The 16,170-nt window shown below is 71.5% G+C and carries 12 protein-coding genes; 9 read left to right on the plus strand and 3 right to left on the minus strand.

Annotated features, from left to right (window positions below):
* The first annotated feature begins 111 nt into the window (after positions 1 to 111).
* The 3 genes from IEY95_RS39500 to IEY95_RS39510 all read left to right on the plus strand — a co-directional run bounded on the left by IEY95_RS39500 (position 112) and on the right by IEY95_RS39510 (position 4,242).
* The gene (locus IEY95_RS39500) at positions 112 to 1,359 is read left to right on the plus strand and encodes an aminotransferase class I/II-fold pyridoxal phosphate-dependent enzyme (RefSeq protein WP_189191063.1); all 1,248 of its coding nucleotides are present in this window, start codon (positions 112 to 114) and stop codon (positions 1,357 to 1,359) included.
* On the plus strand, positions 1,356 to 2,504 hold the full coding sequence (locus tag IEY95_RS39505) for an MBL fold metallo-hydrolase (RefSeq protein WP_189191064.1): 1,149 nt from the start codon (positions 1,356 to 1,358) through the stop codon (positions 2,502 to 2,504). The genes IEY95_RS39500 and IEY95_RS39505 overlap by 4 nt, the downstream gene beginning before the upstream one ends.
* 181 nt (positions 2,505 to 2,685) lie before the next feature.
* On the plus strand, positions 2,686 to 4,242 hold the full coding sequence (locus IEY95_RS39510) for an oxidoreductase (RefSeq protein WP_189191065.1): 1,557 nt from the start codon (positions 2,686 to 2,688) through the stop codon (positions 4,240 to 4,242).
* A 155-nt stretch (positions 4,243 to 4,397) separates the two neighbouring features.
* Here the strand turns inward: IEY95_RS39510 and IEY95_RS39515 are convergent, their stop codons facing one another.
* Both IEY95_RS39515 and IEY95_RS39520 read right to left on the minus strand, forming a co-directional pair.
* Positions 4,398 to 5,018 (minus strand): DedA family protein, encoded by a 621-nt coding sequence (locus IEY95_RS39515; RefSeq protein ID WP_189191066.1) that lies wholly within the window; start codon positions 5,016 to 5,018, stop codon positions 4,398 to 4,400.
* A gap of 67 nt (positions 5,019 to 5,085) precedes the next feature.
* The gene (locus IEY95_RS39520; RefSeq protein WP_189191067.1) at positions 5,086 to 5,859 is read right to left on the minus strand and encodes an MBL fold metallo-hydrolase; all 774 of its coding nucleotides are present in this window, start codon (positions 5,857 to 5,859) and stop codon (positions 5,086 to 5,088) included.
* An 84-nt stretch (positions 5,860 to 5,943) separates the two neighbouring features.
* Between IEY95_RS39520 and IEY95_RS39525 the strand changes: the two genes are divergently transcribed.
* Entirely contained in the window at positions 5,944 to 6,411 is a 468-nt protein-coding gene (locus IEY95_RS39525) for a hypothetical protein (RefSeq protein ID WP_373294638.1), read from the plus strand.
* A gap of 99 nt (positions 6,412 to 6,510) precedes the next feature.
* Entirely contained in the window at positions 6,511 to 8,586 is a 2,076-nt protein-coding gene (locus IEY95_RS39530; RefSeq protein ID WP_229703664.1) for a phage holin family protein, read from the plus strand.
* A 174-nt stretch (positions 8,587 to 8,760) separates the two neighbouring features.
* Here IEY95_RS39530 and IEY95_RS39535 read toward each other — a convergent pair whose 3' ends face one another.
* The gene (locus tag IEY95_RS39535) at positions 8,761 to 10,383 is read right to left on the minus strand and encodes a DUF6345 domain-containing protein (protein ID WP_189191068.1); all 1,623 of its coding nucleotides are present in this window, start codon (positions 10,381 to 10,383) and stop codon (positions 8,761 to 8,763) included.
* A 292-nt stretch (positions 10,384 to 10,675) separates the two neighbouring features.
* On the opposite strand from IEY95_RS39535, the gene IEY95_RS39540 reads away from it, so the two are divergent.
* The 4 genes from IEY95_RS39540 (at position 10,676) to dnaK (ending at position 16,162) form a co-directional block, all read left to right on the plus strand.
* Positions 10,676 to 11,737: an ATP-binding protein gene (locus IEY95_RS39540; RefSeq protein ID WP_189191069.1), complete on the plus strand. Its 1,062-nt coding sequence runs from the start codon at positions 10,676 to 10,678 to the stop codon at positions 11,735 to 11,737.
* Positions 11,734 to 13,536, plus strand: coding sequence for a vWA domain-containing protein (locus IEY95_RS39545; protein WP_189191070.1), 1,803 nt, complete (start codon positions 11,734 to 11,736; stop codon positions 13,534 to 13,536). The genes IEY95_RS39540 and IEY95_RS39545 overlap by 4 nt, the downstream gene beginning before the upstream one ends.
* A 187-nt stretch (positions 13,537 to 13,723) precedes the next feature.
* A complete protein-coding gene (locus IEY95_RS39550; protein WP_189191071.1) occupies positions 13,724 to 14,149 on the plus strand; it encodes an OsmC family protein in 426 nt (141 codons plus the stop codon).
* Between the two features lie 147 nt (positions 14,150 to 14,296).
* The gene (dnaK, locus tag IEY95_RS39555; protein WP_189191072.1) at positions 14,297 to 16,162 is read left to right on the plus strand and encodes a molecular chaperone DnaK; all 1,866 of its coding nucleotides are present in this window, start codon (positions 14,297 to 14,299) and stop codon (positions 16,160 to 16,162) included.
* Positions 16,163 to 16,170 lie beyond the last annotated feature (8 nt).

Consider the following 16,170-nt stretch of genomic DNA (forward strand, 5'->3'; position numbering starts at 1 on the left):
GGAACACCGGAGACCGTACGGAGGCAGGAGCACCGGAGCGGGGCACGGCAGCGGCGACGGTGCGATACACCGGCGACACGGCACGGCACCACGGACTGCGCGGAGGAACGTATGCGTCGGACGCATCCGGAAGGGCACGGCCCCGTCCGTTACGGCCCGCCTCTTCCCGATCAGGGCCTGCCCGTACTGCCGGAACTCCGCTCCGTGCTGGCCGCCGCCGCGGACCGGGCCCACGCCGAGCCCTCCGGCGGCGGGCCCGCGCTCCTCGACGCGGCCTGTGCCTACTGGAGCCGACGCGGACTGCCCGCCGCACACGACCGGGTGGCCGCCGCACCCGGTGCCCCCGCACTGCTCCTCGCGCTGACCGGTGCGCTCGGTGGCGACGTCCTCGTGCCGCGTCCGTGCGCCGCCTGGTGGGCTCCACAGGTACGGCTGTTGGGCAGATCCGTGTTCCATGTGGCGACCCCCGCGGAGTGCGGGGGTCTTCCGGATCCGTACGCCCTCCTGGAAACCGTCCGCAGAGTCCGCGCCGAGGGCGGCGAACCGCGGCTGCTCGTGCTCTCCGTGGCGGACGACCCCACCGCGACCGTCGCGCCGCCCGAGGTCGTCCACGAGACCGTGGAGGCCGCGGTGGGCGAGGGGTTGCACATCGTCAGCGACGAGACCTGGCGCGACACGCTGCACGGGCCGCACGACACGGTGCTGCTCAGCCCCGCCGAGATGCTCCCCGAGGAGGTCACCGTCCTCACGGATCTCGCGGGGGCCTTCCTGCCGCAGGGCTGGCCGGCCGCCGTGGCCCGCTTCCCGGACACCGACTCCGGGGTCGGGCTGCGTGCCCGAGTCCTCGACGTGCTCACCGTGCTCGGCGCGCGGGTCGCCGAACCGGTCGCCGCTGCGGCCGCCTTCGCACTCGACGAGCCCGCCGCGATCACGGAACGGCTCACCGCCGCCGTACACCTGCACGCGCGTGTGGCCGCCGCCGCGCACCACGCGGTGGTCGGCGCGGGCGCCCTCGCGCGGCCCCCGCAGGCCGGCAGACACCTGTACGTGGACCTCGGCCCGCTGCGCTCCGCGCTCGGCGCGCACGGCGTGGGCGACGCCCAGGACCTGGAGGACTTCCTCACCGCCCGGCTCGGCATGCCCGCGCCGGGCGGTCACCGGTTCGGCGACGACCTCGCGTCGTTGAGGGTGCGCCTGGGCACCGGGCCGCTGCTCGGCGCCACGGACGAGGAGCGGGCGGAATGCCTCACGTCACCCTCGCCGTTGGAACTGCCACAGGTACAACGCGCGTTGGCCCTTCTAGGGTCGGCCTTCGGCGATCTCCGCGACGACGCTCAGCGATGGGAGCCTCCTCGATGACGCAGCAGTCCGAGTCGACCACGAGCACGACTACGACCACGCAGGACGCCGACGATCCGGCGTCCTCTTCGGCCCCGGCGGCGGCCGGGCCCGTGTCTTCCGCCGTTCCTCAAGTACCTGTCGGTCCTCCCGTTCCTGTCGGTCCCCTCGTTCCTGTCGGTCCTCCCGTTCCTGTCGGTCCCCTCGCCGAGCCCCGTCCGCTCGGCGAGCGGCGTGTCTGGCCGCGGTCCTTCGTGGACCGGCTGACGGCGCCGCTGCCCGGGCTGCGCGCCTTCGCCAGGTTCGCCCGCGAGGGCGCGTTGCGGCCGGGGGCCGAAGGGCTCGCCGACATTCCGCGGCTGCCGTTCGAACCGGGGCCGTTGCCCCGGGTCGACGCGCGCACGGTCGCCGTCTCCTGGGCGGGGCACGCGAGTTGGGTGATCCGCATCGGCGGGCTCACCGTCCTCACCGACCCGGTCTGGTCCCGCAAGATCCTCGGTACCCCGGCCCGGATCACACCGGTCGGCGTGGCCTGGAGCGCGCTGCCGCGCGTCGACGCGGTCGTCATCAGTCACAACCACTACGACCACCTGGACGCGCCGACCCTGCGCCGACTTCCGCGCGACACACCGGTGTTCGTACCGGCCGGCCTCGGCCGGTGGTTCAGGGAGCGCCGGTTCACCCAGGTCACCGAGCTGGACTGGTGGGAGGCTGCCGAACTGCACGGCGTCCGCTTCGACTTCGTCCCTGCCCACCACTGGTCCAAGCGCCGCCTGACCGACACCTGCCGTACGTTGTGGGGCGGCTGGGTCCTCACCGCGCCCGACGGGCAGCGTGTGTACTTCGCGGGCGACACGGGGTACGGCCACTGGTTCGCCCGCATCGGCCGGCGCTACCCGGGCATCGACCTGGCCTTGTTGCCGATCGGCGCGTACGACCCCCGCTGGTGGCTCAGCGACGTCCACTGCGACCCGGAGGAGGCGGTGCGGGCGGCTGTCGACCTCGGCGCCGAGCGGATGGCGCCCATGCACTGGGGCACCTTCGTCCTCTCCGCCGAGCCCGTCCTGGAACCGCTGACGCGGGTGCGGGCGGCGTGGGAGAAGGCGGGGCTGGCCCGGGAGACGCTGTGGGACCTGCCGGTCGGGGCGTCGCGGGTGCTGGCCTGAGAGTTTCTTCGCCCCCTCCGGCCCTGCCCGTCCCTTATCCGAGGGCTGCGCCCCCAGACCCCCCGCAAAAGGATTGCGCAGTTCCCCCGCGCCCCCAAGTACTCCTCACAGAATGGAGCGCCCTCCGATCCGCACGCGCTGAGGCAAAGCGGGCGCGAAGGAAGATCACTACTCTGCATGAGTGCTCTCATACGACGACTTGACTTCACCGGAGCGTGAGCTGTGGGACGCGTTCCCCGCGGGACACCGAGTGGACTTGCGCACAGGGGTGCCCGAGGACGACCTTGTCGCCGAAGGTGGGCAGTGGGGCCCGGGGCGGACGGTTCGGGCCGCCGTGATGGTGGCGCTCCTCCTGGGCGCGAACACCACGCAACCCGGCGCCGTAGCGTGCCTGAGGCTCGCCGGGGCGCGGATATCCGGGCGCCTCAACCTGGCCGGCGCACAGATCGCTCACGTCCTCTGGTTCGAGGACTGCTGGTTCGAGGAGTCGATGGACCTTTTCGGAGCGTCGACACAGACGCTCGTGATCACAGGCAGCCGAGTGCCTGGCATCGAAGCCGGGTCGTCCCGCATCGAGGGAAATCTCGACCTGCGGCGCTCGCTCGTGGAGAGCGGCGCCCCCTCACCCTTCCACCACGACATCACCGCCTTGTCGCTCACCAACGCCCGGGTGACCGGCGGCGTGGTCCTCAACAAGGCCGAGATCAGCGCGCCCGGAGGGTGGGCCGTGGCCGCCGGTGGCCTGGTCATGGAAGGGGGCGTCTTCTGCAGGGGCGGGTTCGTCGCGCGGGGTGAAGTCCGCCTGCTGGGGGCGCAGTTGGCGGGTGGGCTGTTCATGCAGGGTGCGCTCCTGGAACAGCCCGGCCCGCGCGGAGTGGCCCTCGCCCTGGACAACGCCGTGGCCTCGACACTCAACCTCTCCGGCGGGTTCACCGCGAACGGGACCGTACGGCTGCGGGGTGCCCGGATCTCGGACAACCTGACGTTTGAAGGAGCCGTCCTGAACGGGCCGCCCGACGGCCACGGCCCGTCTTTGGTCGCCCTACTCATGCAGGCGGTGGACTTCGACTTCACCCTCGCCCGGCCTCCGTCCAGCACCGTGGACCTGCGGGGCGCACAAGTGTCCTACCTCCACGACAGCGAGCACAGCTGGCCGGACGTGGTGGAGCTGGACGGCTTCGTCTACGGCTCCATCAAGAGGGACGAAGCAGGCGCGCGGCGGGAGGCAGTGGGGCATCGGGACTCCGTGGCTCACCGCGTGGCGTGGATACGACGCAGCCCGGGCTACAACCCCCAGCCCTACGAACAGTTGGCGAGCTGGTACCGGAAGGCCGGCCACGACGACGACGCCCGCCGCGTACTCCTGGCCAAACAGCGCCATCGGCGTCGAACCCTTCACCCGGCCGCGCGCGTGTGGGGGCACCTGCTCGACGCGACGGTCGGCTATGGCTACCGCCCCTGGCTGGCCGGCGTCTGGCTCCTCGCGTTGACCTTGCTGGGCACGCTGTCCTTCGGCACTCACTCCCCCCACTCGGTCAAACAAGGCGAAGGCGCCCCGTTCCAGCCCTTCGTCTACACACTCGACCTCTTGATCCCCATCGGTGGTCTGGGTCAGCGCACGGCCTGGTACTGGTCGAACGACAGCCTCCAGTGGCTGGCCTACCTCCTGATCGCCTTCGGCTGGGTGCTGACGACCGCCGTCATCGCGGGTGTCACCCGCACCCTGCAGAAGAACTAGCAGCCGACAGCCATCGACTTCCCACGGCCTCGGCCGAGCCACCGCACACCCCCGGATCAACAGTCCCGGAGTGATCCGAGCATCTCGAAGATCATTTCGTTAGGAGTTCTAAAAGAGGCTCGGGGAACTGCGCGACAAGCCCCCCGGGCCATCGGCTACGCGGCCGGCCGCCGTACCCTTCGCCACACGCTCGGGGCCACGCTGATCGCCAACGTGAGTGCCACCGCGGCGACCACTCCCTCCCACGGCTCGCTGAAGAGGGAACCGCCGAGGATGCCGATCAGCTGGTACGTCACCGCCCAGGCGAGGCAGGCGGGGACGTCGCCGCGGGCGAAGGTGCGCAGGGGCATCTTCGCCATGAGGCAGGCGAGCATGACCGGAATGCGGCCGGCCGGGACCAGACGGGAGAGGACGAGTACGGCGATGCCGTGATCGCTCAGCTTCTCCTGGGCCTGGGCGAGCCGGTCCTCCGGGGCGCGGTCGCGGAGGGTCTCCAGCCAGCGCGAGCCGTTCTTGGACCGCATACCGCGCTGACCGAGCCAGTACAGCGCGACATCGCCGAGGAACGCCGCGAGCGCCGCCACCGCGAAGACCGTCAGCAGCGCGAACGGCGCCGTCTGATGAAAGGCGACCACAGCCGCCGAACTGACCAGCGCACCTGTCGGCACCACCGGCACCAACGCGCCGATCAACACCAGCAGAAACAGCGAGGGATATCCGATCGCCTGCTGAGTGGTTTCCGGCGCCGTCGTGGCGGCCGCGGTCAGGGAGATCACCGGGTGACCTCCGGCCGAGCGCCCTCGCCGGGTGCCAGTCCGTGTGCGGGGAGCTCCGACAGGTAGGTCACCGCGCGACCTCCGGGCGTACGCTCTCGCCGTGGTCGAGGCGGTGGACCGTGACCTGGGGCGCGCGTTCGGCGGCGAGGCGTACGAACTCTTCGCCCGGCGCGTGGAATTCGTGGGGGCGCACGGCGTCCATTCCGATCGGCCAGTACGTGCCGTAGTGCACCGGCACGGCGCTCAGCGGCATCAACTGGACGAGCGCCTCCGCGGCGCGCCCCGCGTCGAGATGGCCCTCCCCGAGATACGGCCCCCATCCGCCCACCGGCAGCAGCGCCACGTCGACCGGCCCGACCTCCTCGGCCATCGACGCGAACAGCCCGGTGTCCCCGGCGAAGTACGTGCGCGCCTCCCCCTCGACCACGTACCCGACGGCGGGCGAGCGGTGCGGCCCGACGGGCAGTCGCCGCCCGTCGTGGCGTGCGGAAACGGCGCGTAGGACCAGGTCACCGACCTGGATACGGTCCCCGGGCACCACCTCGATGAGCCGGAGATGGTCCAGCCTGCGCAGCCCGGGCACCGCGCGCGGGGCGCCCTTCGGCACCAGCAGCCGCGTACCGGGCGCGAGCTTCGCCAGCGAGGGCAGGTGCAGATGATCGGCGTGCAGATGGGAGACGAGTGCCACGTCGGCGACCGCCGCCCGGGGCGGGGGCGGCGCCCCGCGCCTGCGGCGAAGGTGTGCGAGCCGGCGCGCGAAGAGCGGGTCGGTCAGCACGCGTATTCCGGAGTCCTCCAGCGTGCAGGTGGCGTGCCCCCACCAGGTGATCTCCACCGGCACTTCTTTGCCTCCTTCGCGCGACTCCCCCCGAGCCTACGGGCAGGAGTAGGGTCTCCCGCGAAACCCGGAGGTGAGGGGGACGCCATGGGAGACGCGCGCGGTGCCTCCGGCATGCACGCCCTCAAGCGCTCGCTCGAACAGGGCGGCCCCGCGTCGCTTCGCGTCACGGCGATCGCGAGCCTGACGCCCCTGGAGGAGCTCGACGCGGATCCCTTCCTCGTCGACTCGCGCAGCCAGCACGCGATGTGCGCCCGCTGGGCCGCCGAGCGCGGCTACGTCGTCACACGGGAGCTCCTCGTACGCGGTCTGCGCCCCGACCACCGCACCCTGTGGGCGGACGTCGAGGCGGGCCTCGTCGATCTGTTCGTCGCGCCCAGTCGGCGTGTGCTGGAGCGGGCCCTCGCCTCGGTCGACGAGTTCACGGCCGAGTGCGTGCGCCGCGGCGTACGGGTCGAGACGGTCGGCTGCGCGGAACCGGCGTACGACGCCCAGATGAAGGCCCGGGTCCACCGCCGCCTCTCGATGCCGACGGCGGGGTACGACGGTCGCTGACCCCCACTGTCCGGGGACACCTGGCCGCGCCCGCCCGGTGTGACAGGGTGGGAGCAGGCCTGGTCGACCGGGTGGGCCGGGACGTGAGGTGGACTGGGCGTGGGTGGAGGACGTTGGCGACGGGTCCTCAGCGGAGTGTGGCGCAGCATCGCGGTGTGGGCCGTGTCCACGGTCATGATGCTCGTCCTGGCCGGTCTGCTGCCCGACTTCCAGTTGCAGTCGGACAGCGGGGACAGCGGCACGCAGATCGCCGTCACCGCGGCGGCCGGCGCGGGCGTCTTCGGTCTGCTGTCCTCGCTCGTGTGGCCCCTGCTGGTCAGGGCGTTGCTGCTGGTGCCCGCCCTCGTGCTCGGGCTGCTCGTCTTCTTCCTCAATGGGTCCCTGCTGCTCATCGCCCTGCGGATCAGTCCCTCCGGGCAGGGTGAGGTCGCCCCCGAGACGGCCGTGGTCGTCGCCGCGGTGATGTCCGCCGTCGCCTCGGCCACGGGTGGTGCCCTGGCCGTACGGGACGACGACGCGTACCGGCGCAGGCTGTACCGGCTCGCCGACCGGCGCCGCAGGCGCGCCGCCGGACAGGCCGGGCCCTCGACCCCCGGCGCCGTCTTCATCCAGCTCGACGGCGTGGGCCACGACGTCCTGGAGAGCGCCATCGGCAAGGGGCTCATGCCGACCGTCGCCGAGTGGCTCGGCGGCAGACGGCCCACCCATCGGCTCTCCGCCTGGCGCACGGACTGGTCCAGCCAGACCGGCGCCAGCCAGCTCGGCATCCTGCACGGCAGCAACCACGACGTCCCGGCCTTCCGGTGGTACGAGAAGGACAGCGGCGAGGTCATGGTCTGCAACCGGCCCAGCAGCGCCGCCGAACTTCAGCGCCGCGCGATCGAGTACACCGGTGACGGGGGGCTGCTCACGGTGGACGCTGCCAGCCGGGGCAACCTCTTCAGCGGCGGTGCCGACGAGCTGGCCCTCGTGCTGTCCATCGCGGCGCGAAGGGGCAAGGAGAACCGCTCCAGGGCGGGCTATTTCGCCTACTTCAGCGACCCCGCCAACGCCGTCCGCACCGCCATGTCCTTCGTCGCCGAGGTTTTGCGGGAGATGGGCCAGTCCACGCGGGCCCGACTGAAGAAGCGGCGCCCGCGCGTCAAGCGCGGCGGGCTGTACCCCTTCGTCCGAGCCTTCGCCACCGTCGTCGAGCGGGACGTCGTCGTCGCCGCGGTCATCGGCGACATGCTCGTCGGGCGCAACGCGGTCTACGCGGACCTGGTGGCGTACGACGAAGTGGCACACCACTCCGGGCCGCGCAGCCGGGACGCCGAGAAAGTCCTGGAGCGGCTCGACCGCTCGCTCGCGCTGATCGCGAAGGTCGCCGAGCACGCGCCGCGGCCGTACCGGATCGTGCTGCTGTCCGACCACGGTCAGAGCCCGGGAGAGACCTTCCTGACCCGCTACGGCCTCAGCCTCGGCAATCTGGTTCGCGCGGGCTGCGGGCTGCCCGTGCCGCGCAAGGCGCAGCGCACGCACAGCGGTACCGAGGCACGGGCCGCCGTACGGGCCGCGCTGCGCCGACCGGTCGAGGAGGGCGGCGAGCGGCACCGCCCGTCGCGGCGCCGCTCCGAGCCCATCGTGCTGGCCTCCGGCAACCTCGGCCTGGTCTCCTTCCCCGATGTGCCGCATCGGATGAGCCGGGAGGAGATCGACCGGCGTCATCCCGCGCTGCTGTCCACGCTCGCCCATCACCCCGGCGTCGGCTTCGTGCTGGTCCGCAGCGAGGAGCACGGCGGTCTCGTGCTCGGCGCGAACGGTGCGCAGATACCGGTGGACGAGCTCGACGACGCACACCCGGGCCCGCTCGCCGACTTCGGCCCCGGCGCCGCCGACGCCGTACGGCGCACGCACTCCTTCCCCCATGTCGCCGACATCATGGTCAACTCCTGGTACGAACCCGGAGAGGGTGAAGTCCTCGCCTTCGAGGAGCAGATCGGCTCGCACGGCGGACTCGGCGGGGCCCAGGCACGGCCCTTCCTGCTCTCGCCCGTGGCACTGTCCGCACCGGTCGAGGAAGACGGCGAACTCGTCGGCGCGGAGCACGTGCACCGCGTACTGCGAAGGTGGCTGCGCGAGTGCGATGGGCCCCAGGTGCCGCTGGCGGCACGCCCGAACGAGCGTGCCGCCTGAGGACCTCTGCCCGCCGGCTCGGCAGGCCTGAGGACTTCTGCCCGCCGGCTCGGCAGGCCTGAGGACTTCTGCCCGCCGGCTCGGCAGGCCTGAGGACCTCTGCCCGCCGGCCCGGCAGGCCTGAGCACCTCTGCCCGCTCACTCGGCGGACCTGTGCACCTCTGCCTGCCCGCCTCAGCGGGCCAGGGGAGCGACCACCCAGCGCTGCGTCTTGTACATGCTGTCCTGCTGCCCGATCTCGATCAGCTTGCGGGCGGCCGGGAAGGCTTCGTTGCCTTCGATCTCGTAGCCGACCTGCAAGGTGCCCGGCACGTCCCGGATCTCCAGCTGTTCGTGGATCTCGGCGGCGGAGCGCTGTTCGTCGGAGCCCACCACGGCGAGGTGCTGGACCAGCCTGAGCTGGGCCGCGGCCAGCGATTCGGCCGGGTCGCGCGGGAGCGGCGCCGCGGCGGCCCGCGTCCCCTGCCCGGACGGCGGTGAGACCACGGAACTCGGCGTCCGGGTCGAACCCGTCGCCTCCCGCGTCGACAGGTGCGCCTGTACGACCGTGCCGTCGTTGTCGAGTGCCACGCGGATCTCGCCGCGTCCCGGCGTGATGACGGGCACGCCGTCGAATGCCTGACGGAAGGTCACATGTGTCTGCAGGGACACGGGCTCGCCGAGCTGCGAGCCGTCCATGGTGCCGGAGTTCTGCCACAGGTCGTGCACGCCGTCGGCGATCAACTCGGCGCCGTCCGCGTGCTGTTCGGCGAAGGCCCGGGCCAACTCCACGGCCCGGTCGGTGTCCAGCCGGGCGGTGTTGCGGTGGTTGGCCTCGGCGAGCTTGACCCAGCGCGCGGCGAGCGGCGCCGTGGCGACGTACCGGTCACCGGAGTTGGCGCTCAGTACACCCTGCCGTTCGACCTGGACCTCCTGGAGGGCGGCGGCCGGGAAGCTCGCCGCCTGTCCGAGCCTGGCGAGTTCCGCGCTCGGGTCCCGCGGCGCCAGCTGAACGGTCTGCTCCGGTACGGCGGTCGCCGCCTCGCGCAGGCTGCTGCGGGCGTAGTACCAGCGCCACGCGTACCAGGCGTCGGAGACGTGCTCGCGGAAGAACGTCCGCTCGGAGTTGAGGCGGTTGGTCGCCTCCGCCTGGGTCGGCCCGGTCGCGCAGACCGAGGGCGCCTGCCCGTGGTAGATGTCCCAGGACGCGTTCAGCCAGGCGTCGCAGAACGTCTGCCCGGCCCGCCACTTCTCCCAGAACTTCTTGCCGTAGTCCGGGCTGTCGATGCTCGTCGTCTCGAAGCCGAAGATCATCCGGGAGCCGAGGTTGGGGCCCGCCCAGGTGCGCACGGGAGTGTGCCCGTCGAGGACACGCAGCGAGTTGCAGGTGGACCAGAAGACATAGTTCGCCTTCTCGTTGCCGAATCCCATCCGGTTGGAGATCGCGTCGCTGCGGCCGTCCCACACCGCGCCGAGCGGCGCGAAGAACACCCCGTTGCCGTCCATCCCGCCGTGCCCGGAGTGGTAGACGGCGACCACGGCGTCCACGCCGTAGCGGTCCTGCCAGTTGTCGTACGTCTCCTCGTAGGCCCACACCTGCACGCCGCCGTCCGCGAACCAGAAGTTCCGGTCGTAGAACTGCTGGAGATAGGCGAGCCACCCCGTGGCGTCCTCGTGTGTGTGGGAGAGCGGGTTCTGGTTCACGAACTTCTGGATGCTGAACGCACCCCACCAGCCGAAGGTCGAGTCACGGTCGGCCGCGCCGGGCTTGCCGGAATCGAGTGGTGACGGACCACGGTCCGCGTAGATCATGCGCATGGTCAAACCCCCTGATGGTTCACCTCGCCGCGCTCGGTCCCAGAGGGGCGAGGGGGCCACAAAATGTCACCGGCGCGGGGGTTTGCCCAGCGCGTATTCCGGCCATAGCGACCGTGCCCCGGGCATGGCACGGCGCCCCACCGGTCGCTCGCGGACAGCCGCTCCGGTGGTACGGAGACAGGCCCGTGCGCCGGAAAATGGGCTGCGGCGAACGGACGCCGGTGCCCACACTGTTCGTATCGGACACCGCGCACCTGCGGGCCCCTCTCGAACACCCTCAAGGAGCTTGCGCGTGCAGGCAGCCGTCACTGTCACTCCCGCCCGGATTCCGGAGCTGCTGCTCGGTCTCGCGACCGTGCGGCCGGTCTTCATCTGGGGCGCCCCCGGCATCGGAAAGTCCTCTCTGGTACGGGAGTTCGCCGAGTCGCTGGGTCTTGAGTGCGTGAGCCTGCTCGGCACCCAGCTCGCCCCCGAGGACCTCATCGGCGTCCCGCAGATCCGCGACGGCCGCTCCGTCTTCTGCCCGCCGGAGGCGATCGCCCGCGACGAGCCGTACTGCCTGTTCCTGGACGAGCTGAACGCGGCGACGCCCGATGTGCAGAAGGCCTTCTACTCACTGATCCTGGACCGCCGCATCGGCAACTACGAGCTGCCGAAGGGCTCCATCGTGATCGGCGCGGGCAACCGCGCGACGGACAACGCGCTGGCGCGCCCGATCGCCTCGGCGCTGGTCAACCGCCTCACCCACGTCCACCTCGAGGCGTCCCCGAAGGACTGGCTCGCCTGGGCCGCCGTCAACGACATCCACCCGTGGGTCCTCGACCACCTCACCGACCGGCCCGACCACCTGTGGTCCAAGCCCCCGAAGACCGAGGAACCCTTCTCCACGCCCCGCTCCTGGCACATGCTCTCGGACGCGCTCCGCTCCTTCGGGCCGACCCTCGACGAGCCGACACTCAAGGTGATCGCGCACGGCACGCTGACGCCCGCGCACGCGGTCGCCTTCTGCGGCTATGTCAAGATCGTGCGCAGCCAGTTCGGCATCGAGGCCATCATCAAGGGCGACGCCCGCTGGCCGAACCGGCTGGAGGACCGCGACCTGCTCTATTACCTCGCCGAGTCCTTCCGCGGCCGCCTCGTCAAGGAACTGCCCGCGAGCAAGGAGCACCTCTCGGCGAACGCCCGGCAGACCGCCTACCGCGCCAAGTCCCTGCTCGTCCAGCTCGCCGAGATCTCCGTCGAGGTCGCCCAGAGCGTCATCGCCTCGGACGCCGACGGCAATCCCGTCCTGCCGGCGTGGTTCCTCGTGGAGGCGGCCCGGGACATGCCGCGTCTCGTGGAGGCCCGGCGGTGAGCCGACCCCGCAAGCAGGACGCCCCGAAGCCGGATCCGGCCGCCGAGGCGTTCGCGGAGGGGATGCGGCTGGTACGGGCCAACCGCGCGCTCGCCGCCATCGGGTTCAGTACGTGCCGTCAGGAGAACTGCGTCATGGCGCCCCGGGACGGTCTGGTGAGCGTCGACTCCGACGGCACGCTGCACGTGCATTCCACCCGCCGGGCCGAACCCGCGGCCTGGGCCTGGGCCATCGCGCACGCCATCATCCACCTGGGCTTCGGCCATGTCCGGGCCGCGACCGGCGAGCGAGAGCAGCCCGACCGCTTCGACGTCGCCGCCCGCTGCGTCGTGGTCAACCGCTTCCTGCTCGGCTTTCCGATCGGGCAGACCCCCGAGGACCTCCCGGCGTCGTACCCCGACGGCGACGAGGAGCAGCTCGCCGCGCGCTGGCGCCGTGACGGCATCCCGCCCGCGTACGAGCGCTGCGGTACGGCGGGGCCCGAGCCGGACCAGGTCCTGGTGCCCTGGAACACCTGGATCGGCGGCACCCCGCCCGACTGGCAGATCGCCTTCGCACACGCGCTGACCCGCACCATGGCCACCGCGATGGACATGGCGGGCGGCCGCCGCACGTCCATGCGCGGCGGACCCACCCGGCTGCAGCCCTGGGAGAAGGCGCTGAGCTGGTTCGTCTCGTCCTACCCCCTTCTGGGCGGCATCGCGGCCGGCATCACCCTCGTCGCCGACGCCGAACTCGCCCGCGCCCACCACATTTCCGTCGCGGCCGTCGACGCGGAAGCGGCGGAGATCTACATCAACCCCCTCCGCCGGTTCGGCGACGAGGAATGGCGGTTCGTCCTCGCCCACGAGATGCTGCACGCCGCCCTGCGCCACGGCGACCGCTGCGGCACCCGCGACCCGTATCTCTTCAACGTCGCCGCCGACTATGTGATCAACGGCTGGCTGTGCGAGATGCAGGTCGGCACGATGCCCGAAGGCCTGCTGTACGACCCGGAGTTGAAGGGCCTGTCGGCAGAGGAGGTGTACGACCGGATGGCCGGCGACCTGCGCCGGATGCGCCGACTGGCCACGCTGCGCGGCAAGGGGGCGGGCGACATCCTCGGCGGCCCGCTCGGTTCACCGCCCGACTACGTCGACCTCGACGAGTTCTACCGCCGCGGCCTCGGACACGGTCTCGACCTGCACCAGCAGCAGGAACGCGGCTACCTGCCGGGCGGGTTGGTGGAGGAGATCCGCGCGCTCAGCCACCCGCCGCTGCCGTGGGACGCCCGACTCGCCCGGTGGTTCGACGAGTTCGTGCCACGCCCCGAGCCCGTACGGACGTACGCGCGTCCGGCGCGCCGCCAGGCGGCGACCCCCGACATCCCGCGCGCGGGTCGCTATTTCCCGCCCGAGGAGATCGCCCGCTGCACCTTCGGCGTCGTCCTCGACACCTCCGGCTCCATGGACCGCACCCTGCTCGGCAAGGCGCTGGGCGCCATCGCCTCGTACGCCGAGGCCCGCGACGTACCGGCGGCCCGGGTCGTCTTCTGCGACGCCGCCCCGCACGACGCGGGCTACCTGCCGGTCACCGAGATCGCCGGACGCGTCCGGGTGCACGGACGCGGCGGCACGGTCCTCCAGCCCGGCATCGACCTGCTGCACCGCGCCGACGACTTCCCGCCGGGCGCGCCCGTCCTGGTGATCACGGACGGTTACTGCGATGTGCTGCGGGTGCGGCGCGAGCACGCGTACCTGATTCCGCAGAACGGGCGGCTCCCGTTCACCGCGCGTGGGCCGGTCTTCCGGGTGCGGTGACCGTCCCGCGGGTGTGGCGCGGCGTCTCACGGGTGCGGTGACGTGTCGTGCGGGTGTGGCGGCGTCTCACCGGTGCGGTGACATGTCGTGCGGGTGCGGTGACCCGTCTTCCGGGTGAGCCGGGCGCAGGTGTGATCGGATGGTGGGTACGGACCCCGAAAACGGGACCTCATCGAAGGGATTCATCGTGGCAACCACGCGCACCGCACACACCGTGTGGGAAGGCAACCTGCTCGAGGGCAGCGGCGTCGTCACCTTCGACTCCTCCGGCATCGGCCAGCAGCCGGTGACGTGGGCGTCGCGGGCCCAGGACGCGAACGGCAAAACCAGCCCCGAGGAGCTGATCGCCGCCGCCCACTCCAGCTGCTTCTCCATGGCGCTGTCGCACGCCCTCGCGGGCGCCGGCACCCCGCCCACCAAGCTCGTCACCAACGCCGACGTCACCTTCCAGCCCGGCGAGGGCATCACCGGCATCCACCTCACCGTCGAGGGATCGGTGCCCGGCCTCGACAACGACGGCTTCGTGGCGGCGGCCGAGGAGGCCAAGAAGAACTGCCCCGTCAGCCAGGCGCTGACCGGCACGACGATCACGCTGTCGGCCAAGCTGGCCTGACGCCCGGAAGCGGTACGGCGCCGCGGTCCCGCGAAGGGCCGCGGCGCCGTCGTCTCGGGGCCCGCCCGGGGCACTCGCCCCATTGACAACCAGGCGCTCAAGTTTTGTGCTGGAGATCGGGCAGAGCCCTGGCGGAAGGGGACGGACATGGCACGTGCGGTCGGGATCGACCTCGGTACGACGAACTCGGTGGTGGCCGTCCTGGAGGGCGGCGACCCCACCGTCGTCGCCAACGCCGAGGGTGCGCGCATCACGCCCTCCGTGGTGGCCTTCGCCAAGAACGGCGAGGTGCTCGTCGGCGAGGTCGCCAAGCGGCAGGCGGTGACGAACGTGGAGCGCACCGCGCGCTCCGTGAAGCGCCACATGGGGGACGCGAGCTGGCGGTTTCCGGAGACGGGTGACATCGACGGCACCCGCTACCGCGCGCAGGAGCTGTCCGCGCGCGTGCTGCAGAAGCTGAAGCGGGACGCGGAGGCCTACCTGGGCGAGGACGTCACGGACGCCGTGATCACCGTCCCCGCCTACTTCGACGACGCCCAGCGCCAGGCCACCAAGGAGGCCGGCGAGGTCGCGGGCCTCAAAGTCCTGCGGATCATCAACGAGCCGACGGCCGCCGCCCTCGCCTACGGGCTCGACCGCGGTGAGGAGCAGACCGTCCTGGTCTTCGACCTGGGCGGCGGCACCTTCGACGTCTCGCTCCTGGAGATCGGCGACGGAGTCATCGAGGTCAAGGCCACCAACGGCGACACCCGGCTGGGCGGCGACGACTGGGACCAGCGGGTCGTCGAGCACCTCGCCCAGCGCTTCAAGGCCTCGTACGGCATCGACCTCGGCCACGACAAGATGGCGCTGCAACGGCTCCGCGAGGGCGCGGAGAAGGCCAAGATCGAGCTGTCCAGTTCTACCGAGACGACCATCAATCTGCCCTACATCACCGCCACCGCCGAAGGCCCGCTGCACCTCGACGAGAAGCTGACGCGCGCGCAGTTCCAGGAACTGACCGCCGACCTGCTCGACCGCTGCAAGACCCCCTTCCACCAAGCGGTCAAGGACGCGGGCGTGAAGCTGTCCGCGGTCGACCACGTCATCCTGGTCGGCGGCTCCACCCGCATGCCCGCCGTGACGGACCTGGTGAAGGAACTCACCGGCAAGGACCCGCACAAGGGCGTCAACCCGGACGAGGTCGTGGCGGTCGGAGCGACTCTCCAGGCGGGTGTCATCCGCGGCGACGTCAAGGACGTCCTCCTCCTCGACGTCACCCCGCTGTCCCTCGGCATCGAGACCAAGGGCGGCATCATGACCAAGCTCATCGAGCGCAACACCACGATCCCGACCCGGCGTTCGGAGATCTTCACCACGGCCGCGGACAACCAGCCGTCGGTCGGCATCCAGGTCTACCAGGGCGAGCGCGAGATCGCCGCGTACAACAAGAAGCTCGGCGTCTTCGACCTCACCGGGCTGCCGCCCGCGCCGCGCGGGGTGCCGCAGATCGAGGTCGCCTTCGACATCGACGCCAACGGGATCATGCATGTCTCGGCGAAGGACCTCGCCACCGGGCGCGAACAGAAGATGACCGTCACCGGCGGCTCCGCGCTTCCCAAGGACGACATCGACCGGATGATGCGTGAGGCCGAGCAGTACGCCGAGGAGGACCGGGGGCGCCGCGAGGCCGCGGAGACGCGCAACCAGGGCGAGCAACTCGTCTACCAGACAGAGAGGTTCATCCGTGACAACGACGAGCGCATCCCGTCCGACACCAAGACGGAGGTCGAGGCGGCGGCCGCCGACCTGAAGCGGCTCCTGGAGGCCTCCGCCACCGACACGGCCGCCTTGCGGACCGGCATCGAGAAGCTGGCCACCGTCAGCCAGAAGATGGGCCAGGCGATGTACGCGCAGGCCCAGCAGACACCCCAGGACGAGCCGCCCACGGAGCACGCCCCGGCCGAGGAGGAGGGCGTGGTCGACGCCGAGATCGTCGACGAGGACAGGGAGCAAAAGGGCGGCGCGGCATAGGGGTGATC

Origin of the sequence: Streptomyces albiflavescens, assembly GCF_014645835.1 — a bacterium.
Taxonomy (GTDB): domain Bacteria; phylum Actinomycetota; class Actinomycetes; order Streptomycetales; family Streptomycetaceae; genus Streptomyces; species Streptomyces albiflavescens.

Bases quoted from the DNA above. Each gene is read 5' to 3' on its own strand.
- IEY95_RS39500 (WP_189191063.1), top strand. From the start codon at position 112: ATGCGTCGGACGCATCCGGAAGGGCACGGCCCCGTCCGTTACGGCCCG.
- IEY95_RS39505 (WP_189191064.1), top strand. From the start codon at position 1,356: ATGACGCAGCAGTCCGAGTCGACCACGAGCACGACTACGACCACGCAG.
- dnaK (WP_189191072.1), top strand. From the start codon at position 14,297: ATGGCACGTGCGGTCGGGATCGACCTCGGTACGACGAACTCGGTGGTG.
- IEY95_RS39525 (WP_373294638.1), top strand. From the start codon at position 5,944: ATGGGAGACGCGCGCGGTGCCTCCGGCATGCACGCCCTCAAGCGCTCG.
- IEY95_RS39535 (WP_189191068.1), bottom strand. From the start codon at position 10,383: ATGCGCATGATCTACGCGGACCGTGGTCCGTCACCACTCGATTCCGGC.